The sequence below is a fragment of the Chitinophaga sp. genome (genome assembly GCF_036569185.1).
GTDB lineage: Bacteria > Bacteroidota > Bacteroidia > Chitinophagales > Chitinophagaceae > Chitinophaga.
In genome coordinates this window covers 1-9,009 of record NZ_DATCRD010000218.1, presented here as the reverse complement: position 1 = coordinate 9,009, position 9,009 = coordinate 1, and the positions used below count along the sequence as shown (strand labels likewise).

The 9,009-nt window shown below is 46.4% G+C and carries 6 protein-coding genes; 5 read left to right on the top strand and 1 reads right to left on the bottom strand.

The features are described 5' to 3' along the window. From VIM72_RS16420 to VIM72_RS16400, 5 genes are all read left to right on the top strand, one after another. The coding region (locus VIM72_RS16420; protein ID WP_332003913.1) for a glycoside hydrolase family 9 protein at positions 1 to 1,954 on the top strand (1,954 nt) is incomplete at its 5' end. A gap of 171 nt (positions 1,955 to 2,125) precedes the next feature. Then, positions 2,126 to 5,275, top strand: a complete 3,150-nt coding sequence (locus VIM72_RS16415) for a SusC/RagA family TonB-linked outer membrane protein (RefSeq protein WP_332003912.1) — start codon at positions 2,126 to 2,128, stop codon at positions 5,273 to 5,275. An 18-nt stretch (positions 5,276 to 5,293) separates the two neighbouring features. After that, positions 5,294 to 6,598 carry a RagB/SusD family protein gene (locus VIM72_RS16410; protein WP_332003911.1) on the top strand — a complete coding sequence of 435 codons (1,305 nt, stop codon included), beginning with the start codon at positions 5,294 to 5,296 and terminating at the stop codon, positions 6,596 to 6,598. A gap of 87 nt (positions 6,599 to 6,685) precedes the next feature. Then, the gene (locus VIM72_RS16405) at positions 6,686 to 7,423 is read left to right on the top strand and encodes a protein phosphatase 2C domain-containing protein (RefSeq protein WP_332003910.1); all 738 of its coding nucleotides are present in this window, start codon (positions 6,686 to 6,688) and stop codon (positions 7,421 to 7,423) included. A 226-nt stretch (positions 7,424 to 7,649) separates the two neighbouring features. Continuing rightward, positions 7,650 to 8,201, top strand: coding sequence for a ferritin (locus VIM72_RS16400; protein ID WP_332003909.1), 552 nt, complete (start codon positions 7,650 to 7,652; stop codon positions 8,199 to 8,201). A gap of 301 nt (positions 8,202 to 8,502) precedes the next feature. On the opposite strand, the gene VIM72_RS16395 is transcribed toward VIM72_RS16400, so the two are convergent. Next, a partial coding sequence (locus VIM72_RS16395; RefSeq protein WP_332003908.1) for a response regulator transcription factor occupies positions 8,503 to 9,009 on the bottom strand: 507 nt, incomplete at its 5' end.

Below are 9,009 nucleotides of genomic sequence, written 5' to 3'. Positions count from 1 at the left end.
GTATGTAACTACTTCTGCCAATGCTACTTTTCATTTGCTGGCAGCTTACCGTGATTTTCCGGGTGTTTTTGAAGATAGATATTCGGCTAATGGCCTGCCTGGCAGTAATCATATCAGCGATGTGATGGATGAGGCAAAATGGGGGCTCGACTGGCTGCTGAAAATGCATCCATCGGATAATCTCATGTTTAACCAGGTAGCCGATGATCGCGATCATAAGGGGCTTCGCCTGCCAGGGGAAGATAACTTTTATGGTAAGGGGTTTGAGCGGCCCGTATACTTTTGTACCGGTACGCCGCAGGGATTGGGTAAATACAAGAACAAAAGTACGGGTGTGGCCTCTACCGCCGGAAAATTTTCCAGCGCATTTGCTTTGGGATACGAGCTGCTGAAAAATACTTCGCCTGTTTATGCAGCGCTGTTGAAAACACGGGCATTGTCTGCCTGGCAGATGGGCAGGCAACAACCTGGAGTATGTCAGACCGCATCGGTATTGTCGCCCTACATTTATGCAGAAGATAACTGGACAGATGATATGGAGCTTGCGGCTGCACAGTTGTATGGGATTACCAAAGAAAGAACCTATCTGCAGGCTGCTGCCGGTTATGCTGCTGAAGAAAAGGTGACACCCTGGTTGGGCGCCGATACCGCTAACCATTACCAGTGGTATCCCTTCATCAACCTCGGGCATTATGCATTGGCGCAACAGGAAGAAGGTAGTGGAAAAGCAAGGCTCACCGCTTATTATGAAACCGGTATTCAAAGAGTATGGAATAAAGCAAAACAAAATGCTTTTTACCGTGGCATTCCATTCATCTGGTGCAGTAATAATCTTACTACAGCGTTTGCCATTCAATGCTACTGGTACCGGCAACTGAGCAATAAAAATACTTTTGAGGCATTGGAACAGGCCAATATCGACTGGCTCTTTGGTTGTAATCCCTGGGGTACCAGCATGGTGTATGGGTTACCGGCCAATGGAGATTTTCCTTCAGATCCGCATGCTGCTTTTTCTGCAATTGGCCACTATCCCGTGGATGGAGGACTGGTAGATGGGCCGGTGTATACCAATATCTATAAAAACCTGATCGGTATCCGCTTATCAGCGCCTGATGAATACGACGCGTTCCAGAGCAACCTTGCTGTGTATCACGATGATGTGGGCGATTACAGCACCAATGAGCCCACTATGGATGGCACAGCCTCCCTGGTATATCTGATGGCAGCCAAAGCGCAGGAGGGGGCGGGAAAACGCCAATACGATCACGGAGGATTGATCCGGGGGGATAGCAGTAAAAAGCAACTGGTACTTGTTTTTACAGGAGATGAATATGCGGATGGCGCACAAGTGATCCGGCATACCTTGCAACAACAACATGTAAAGGCAGCATTCTTTTTTACGGGGAAATTTTATCAGCAACCTGCTAACCAGGCAATCATCAGGCAATTGAAAGCGGATGGCCATTACCTGGGCGCGCATGGTGATCAGCATTTGTTGTATTGCGACTGGCAGCACAGGGACAGTTTGCTGGTCACTGAAAAACAATTTATGGATGATCTGCAGGCTAACTATACGAAAATGGCAGCCGCGGGAATTTCAAAAGAGGAAGCCCCCTGGTTTTTGCCGGCATATGAATGGTACAACGACAGCATTGCTGCCTGGACTGCCAATGCAGGATTGCGATTGATTAACTTTACGCCTGGAACACGCTCCAATGCTGACTACACGTACCCGGAGCTGGGAAAACAATACCGTACATCAGCGGAAATTTATCAGTCCATTCTGCAGTTTGAAGCCACCCGCCCGGCTGGTTTGAACGGCTTCCTGCTGCTCACGCATATTGGTACGGATCCACGCAGAAAAGATAAATTTTATAAGCGCCTGGATGCGCTGATCACGGTGTTGAAGCAGCGGGGATATCATTTCAATTCATTGAGCCAGGTGCTGCAATAACATCATCGTCCTTTTGGTGGCCTGCCGATTTTTAGCGAACTTAATATCTTGAAAAACACATAAATACAGGAATCAAATAAAAAGCAAAGACAACCAAAATTAAGAGCAGGTAGTTATTGAGTACTACATGCAACTGTAATCGACCAAACTTAAACCCGCTAAATTTTTTCTATGAGCTTGTTTCTATTGAAAATGGCTAAAGGCCGGTCCTTTTTGCTGTTTCTGTTTATGAACGTGCTGGCTGTTACTGCCCATGCGCAGGTGAAAATTTCCGGCCAGGTGACGGATAACCAACAATCGCCCATTCCGGGGATAACGGTGGTGGTAAGAAATACGAAACTGGGCGCCCAAACAGATGGCGAAGGGCGTTACACTATCAGCGGTAACCTGCCACCGGGAAATTACACGCTGGCCTATACAGGAATCGGTTTTGCACCAGGTGAAAGAGTGCTGGTGGTAAGCGCCGGTACTGCCAGTTATACGCAGAATATCCAGCTGGCTGCAGAAGTATCCAAACTGGATGAAATTGTGGTAACCGGTACTTCTGAAGGTACAACCCGCAGGCAACTGGGTAACTACATCAGTACCGTGAAAGCCGATGAGCTCAGCAAAAGCGGTTCCGGTAACGTGCTGGCAGCGTTGCAGGGTAAAACTGCCGGCGCACAGATTTCCCAGAACTCGGGCGACCCTGCCGGTGGTATCTCCGTAAAACTCCGTGGTATCAGTACGATATCAGGTTCTACAGAACCTTTGTATATCATCGATGGAGTTATTATCGATAACTCTACCACCCGTGTAACCAATGCCGATCCGAGTTATGGTGTTGGCGGCGCCGCTGATCCTGCAGGAGGTTCAGGGAACAACTTTGTAGGGAATGTAGGACAAAGCCGTATTTCCGATATTAACCCGGCAGATATTGAACGTATAGAAGTGCTGAACGGCGCTGCCGCTGCGGCAATTTATGGTTCCCGCGCCAATGCCGGTGTAGTACAGATCTTCACAAAAAGAGGCAGCGCAGGAGCGCCGGTGGTTAATTTCTCCACCTCTTTTTCAGTAAACCAGCTACGCAAAAAACTGGATGTAAACCGTGCACCGGTTAAGTTTGGCGGATCGCCGGACGATTCCACGCAGAACATCCTGACACCCGCTGTTATGAGTAAGACACCGGTAAACAGGTATGATTACCAGGATTACATTTTCCGCACAGGCGTAGGAACAGATAATAATATATCCGTGGCCGGCGGGAAAGACAAAACAAAATACTATGCTTCCGGCAGTTACTTTTATAACCAGGGTATTATCAATAAAACGGATTTCAGCCGGTTCAGCTTTCGCCTGAACCTGGACCAGGAGCTGGCCAGCTGGATCAGTTTTAACGCCAGCCTGAACTATGTATACAGCAAAGCCAACGAAAAGCCTGATGGGAACACATTCTATTCACCCATGAATGGCGTAACCATTATCGGTAACTACTATGATATACACAAACGCAATGCCCTGGGGCAGTTGATGAAAGTAGGGGAGCGCGGCCGTGTGAATCCTGTTTCTATCATGGAAGATTTTAAACAACAGCAACATGTAGGCAGGGTAATTGCCGGCGCCGGTATTAAGCTGCGGCCAATTAAAAATCTTACAGTAGATTACCGGCTCGGTATCGATAACTACAACCAGGAAGGTACCACCTTTATGCCCGCATTCGCCTATTTTGTGAGCCCGGGTTTTTACGGCGGCGGCCCCGACCTGGATCCTGCGCAAAATGGTTATGCCAGTGCAGGTAACAACAATTCATTCCTGATCAACCATGACCTCAATGCTACTTACAACTGGGATATAAGCGATAAGCTCAGTTCTGTAACACAGGTAGGCTATTCTGTGCAATATCAGCGCATGCACTATACGCTGGAACAGGGAAGAGGATTACCTCCTTTTGTACAAACAGCAGATAAGGCCACTACCATTATCCCCGGTGCAGATCAACGCACAGAGTTATCCATTTCCGGTGAATACATCCAGCAGAATTTTAAGTATCGCAACCAGTTGTTTCTTACAGGTGCGCTGCGTGTAGACGGATCATCCGTATTTGGCGTGGATGAAAGGAACCAGTTGTACGCCAAGGTGAGCGGCAGCTATGTGATATCAGGTACCGATTTCTGGGAAAAATCAGCGGTATCCAAATGGTGGAATCTCCTGAAGTTAAGGGCCGCCTATGGCGAATCCGGTAACCTTACCGGTATCCCGGCTTATGGTCGGTATAATACCTATAATGCCACCGCCTTTATAGGGGCTGCGGCTTTCCAGTCGCCTTCCACTTACACCAACCCCGATGTGAAACCGGAAAAGCAAAAGGAATTGGAAGTGGGAACGGATCTTGCATTCTGGGATAATCGTATAGGCTTATCCGTTAACTACTATCACAAGCGGGTGGAAAACCTCCTGATCAGCCGTGCGGTTGCGCCAACCAAAGGATACTCCTTCTACCAGGACAATATCGGTACCTTGCAGAATACCGGTGTGGAAGCGATATTGAATGTAACACCGGTGAAAACTCCCAACTTTACCTGGAACCTTACCGCTATCTATAACCGCAACCGTAATAAGGCAGTGGATATAGGGCAGGCGCTGATCCTGTACAATACCGTGGGTGGTGCGCCCATAGGCATTGCCAATGGCGAACCGATCGGGTTTTTCTATGGCACCTTCTTCGCGAGGGATGAAAATGGTAATCAACTGAAAACGCCCGCCGGCATACCGGTTACAGAGGCAGGCAAACAAAATTCACCGCTTACTTATACGGTAGCGCGGGATCCTGCCACCGGCTTACCACCTGCCGGCGCAACTGCCCTCAATAAAAAGATCGGTGATCCTAACCCCGATTGGACCGGTACGCTCACCAGCGATTTTCAGTATAAGAAGCTGGGTCTTCATATACAGGTAGATGCCGTGCAGGGAGTGGATGTATTCAATGCCGACTGGAGAACCCGGCAAGGTGTGGATAATGGAAAAGTGGCAGAACAGGAAGATCTTGGTTTATTACCACGCGGCTTCATAGCAGGCAATTACAATATCCAGGAATGGAGAGTTGACGATGGCTCTTTTGTAAAACTGCGTGAAGTAGCTTTCAGCTATAGCTTTGGTAAGCTGAAGGGGTTAAGTGATTTGTCTGTAAGCATTGGTGGCAGAAACCTTATCTCCTGGGATAATTACAAGGGATATGATCCGGAATTAAATGCGGCCGGGCAAAGCACCGTATTGCGCGGCATTGATTTTGGCTCCGTACCGGTTCCGAGAAGTTATAACCTGGCTATCCGCGCAAAATTTTAATCACAAAAAAGATCCGACATGAAACGATATATTCAATATAGTACCATCGCCATTGCTTTACTCTGTACGTTTGCAGCATGTAAGAAAGACTATCGGGATCCATCGGGCCCCTCATCAGAAGGCGCTTACAGCTCGCCAACCACACTGGCCAATGTGGCGGTAGGTTTACAGACCTGGTATACAAAAAACAGGGAGAGCCTTTTATACACCACTGTTACTTCAGGTAGTTTACTGGTAGGGGAAACTTTTGTTACCAACCCCGGTAATACGGATGAAGCACAAATAGGTGCGGGGGGAAGTAAAATACTAACTACCAACGTGGTGGTAACCGGGATGTGGAATGTTTCCAATAAGATCAGGTATGAAGCAGACAGTGTTTTACGTCGCACGGCTGCTATTGTTGAAGATAAAAGCTTTGCCAGCGGTTTAATTGCCTATACCACCATCTTTAAGGCACTGGCCATTGGTGTGCAGGCCAATTTCTGGGAACAGGTACCGGAAAATACCAGCTCACCCATATTGCAATCCGGCGGTGTGAAATTTGTTCCTGCAAAACAGGGATACATAATGGCTGTTGCCGCATTAGACAATGCTATCAGCACTGTAACGGCAACGCCTATAGGAAGTAGTGTTTTAGCCAATATCCCGGACAGCGTGGATATCATTAATACCCTGTATGCCCTGAAGGCAAGATATGCCCTTTGTGCAGGCGATTACGCCGGAGCCATCAGCGCTGCCGATAAAGTGAACCTGAATGTCCGGTCCACACTTTCATTTAATCCGCAGGTCACCAACCCGATCTTTACATTGGTAACAGCTACCAACAATATTTATAATGTGGTTGATTCTACAATGGGGTTACCTGTGCCTATCCAGCCCAGCCTGACAGATCAGCGGGTACCATTTTATATTTCCAGGCCGGGTAAGCCAAAGTTCAATATCAATGGGTTCTTCAGAAGTAATCTTTCCTCTGTTCCCATTTATCTTCCGGGAGAAATACTTCTTATTAAAGCAGAAAGTTATGCCCGGCAGCATGATCTTGTTAATGGCCTGCTTTACCTGAATAAAGTAGTCACCAAGAAACCTTCGGAAGATGCATTCGGTATAGGCGCATCGCTGCCTCCGGTAGCTGCAGCCACTGAGGCGGAATTGCTGACATTGATCTATAAACACCGGAGAATAGAATTATTTATGAACGGCCAGGAACTGGAAGATAGTCGCAGGTTTGGCCGGCCCGTAGCAGAAAGGAAGCGGAACTATTTTCCTTACCCGTTTGTAGAGCGGAATGATAATCCGAATACACCGGATGATCCGGCATTTTAGTAAAGTGCAGTTCTGGTTGTTGCGGGAGTGGCGGCCAGAACTGTTTTTTTGAAAAGGCAGAGAAAGATGTTATATTGATATCTGAGTATGGAAATATATACAACGCTTCAGATAGGCGCCTATCATGTTAACCACTGCGAAGATTATCTTTTCTTCGATCACATCGACAACAATAAGATTGTTTGTGCAGTAATGGATGGATGCACAATGGGAAAGGATAGTTATCTTATTTCTTCACTAATTGGTAAGTTGCTGAGAAAAGTATGTAAGTCTTTAGGTTACAAGTCTTTTTACGCTCCGGAATACCTTGAAATATCATTGGAGGCGTACCTTAGAATGATTCTGAAGGAATTAGTATCGGAAATAAAATTTCTCAAAAATCAGATACAGCTGGAGAGGTCAGAGTTGTTAACCACCTTGATTATTTTGTTGATAGATACCCATCAGGATCAGGGCGTGGTGTTAGCTATTGGAGATGGTGTGATTAATGTTAACGGTAAAATTATTTCTTTTGACCAGGATAATAAGCCCGATTATCTTGGTTATCATCTTTCAGAAAATTTTGATTACTGGTATGAAAGCCAGCAGCAAAAAATATTTATACCTGAACTCGGCGATATCAGTATTGCCACCGATGGTATAGAATCATTCACGAGGATAGCTGCCCCGGAAAACTCCGAAGCCATAGATCCTGTAGATTTTCTTTTAAATGATCCGGTAGGAAGGGGGAATGAAGAAATGCTGAATATGAAATTGAAATTGATAGAACATAAATTTGGTTTGAGCCCTACAGATGACCTGGCAGTAATAAGAGTAATAAAATAGATGCATTCCGTCCATATTTTTCCCCGGTTAGTGCCTGTAATGCAGCAATAAATTCCTAAAGTAAGAAGCATTCATAATTGAAAAGTAATCTGCCAATGGTGGACTGTGGTTAGTTACAGGTAATACAACCCAAGCAAACTCAGGAACACAACCCTACTGTTGTGGTGTAGTTTTTGATTCGGCACTTTGATGTTAGCGAACAGCATTCATCCTAAAAACTGATGTCATGAACAGAAACAGACTTTCAGCCACTTTACAGGCAGGGCTCAATAATCAAATGACCCAGGAAGCGCTGGCAGCGCAGATATATTTGTCGTACGGCGCCTGGGCTGCAAGTGGAGGATACACTGGAATTGCCAATTTCCTGTTTCGCCATGCCAACGAAGAGCGCAATCATATGATGAAATTCCTGGAATATATCCTGGAAAGGGGCGGCAAGGTAGAGATAGCTGCTATTCCACAGCCACCGGCTGATCCTACCAGTGTACAACATTGTTTTGAGCAGGTGTTCCAGCAGGAGGTGAATAATACCGCCGGCATTTATAAATTAGTAAAGATGAGTTTTGATGAAGGAGACTGGGCTTCATGGAATTTCCTGCAGTGGTTTGTGAAAGAGCAAACGGAAGAAGAAACCCTTGCATTGGGGCTGTTGGATAAGATTAAAGTGGCAGGTGGCGAACGGGCTACGGACGAAGCATTGTACACGTTGGATCGCGATCTGGAAAAAGAGCCGGACGAGGCAGAACTGGCGGAAACAAAAACTGTAGAGAACCCGTAACTAAGGGCTATTCATAATCTTATAAAGCAGGGGTTGTAATGTAGCCCCTGCTTTATAATTTATTGTACCCTGCAAGACGACATTTTATCGTTTGCTGAAGGGCTTAATACTGTGAAATCGGACGTGTCGCCGGAGGTGCCTGAGAAGTTATCATCTCAAGATTAAAGGAGATAACATGATGGAGCCTATGGATCTGAGCGGGAGACTGCTGGTAGCGGAACTTACCGCAGATGGAAGGGAATTGCTGGTTCCAAAACAGGGCGCCGGTGATAAAGAATCGAAGTAATTGTGAATGCTCCTTTTAAATCAGTCCGTGAATGCTTGCTGCCTTAATGAGCGCTGCTACATTTTTTACCTGTAATTTCTGTAACAGGTTTTTACGATGATTTTCCACAGTGAACTTGCTTAAAAAAAGCATTTCTGCAATGCGCCTGGTGGTAATACCGGAAGCAATGAGTTTTAAAATTTCCTGCTCTCTCGCAGTAAGTACCGGGGTATCACTTATCTGCTCTAACCCCGGCCTGGCGATGATCTCTTTTATAGCGTCGCTGAATACGATCTGGTGCTGCAGTGCATCGTGGATGCCGCGCAGCAGTTCCTCTAGGGATGCATTTTTGAGGAGATACCCGCTTGCACCGTTTTCCAGCATTTTCATAACAGCGCTGCGTTGATCATGATTGCTCAATGCCAGTACAATGGTATCGGGTGCTTTTGTTTTGATGTCTTTACATAGATCCATCCCGTTACCATCCGGAAGGATAATATCAAGCAACACTATATGGACCGGGTTGCTATTGAAAAATTGAAG

Coding starts and splice junctions, on each gene's coding strand:
- VIM72_RS16415 (WP_332003912.1), top strand. CDS start 2,126: ATGAGCTTGTTTCTATTGAAAATGGCTAAAGGCCGGTCCTTTTTGCTG.
- VIM72_RS16410 (WP_332003911.1), top strand. CDS start 5,294: ATGAAACGATATATTCAATATAGTACCATCGCCATTGCTTTACTCTGT.
- VIM72_RS16405 (WP_332003910.1), top strand. CDS start 6,686: ATGGAAATATATACAACGCTTCAGATAGGCGCCTATCATGTTAACCAC.
- VIM72_RS16400 (WP_332003909.1), top strand. CDS start 7,650: ATGAACAGAAACAGACTTTCAGCCACTTTACAGGCAGGGCTCAATAAT.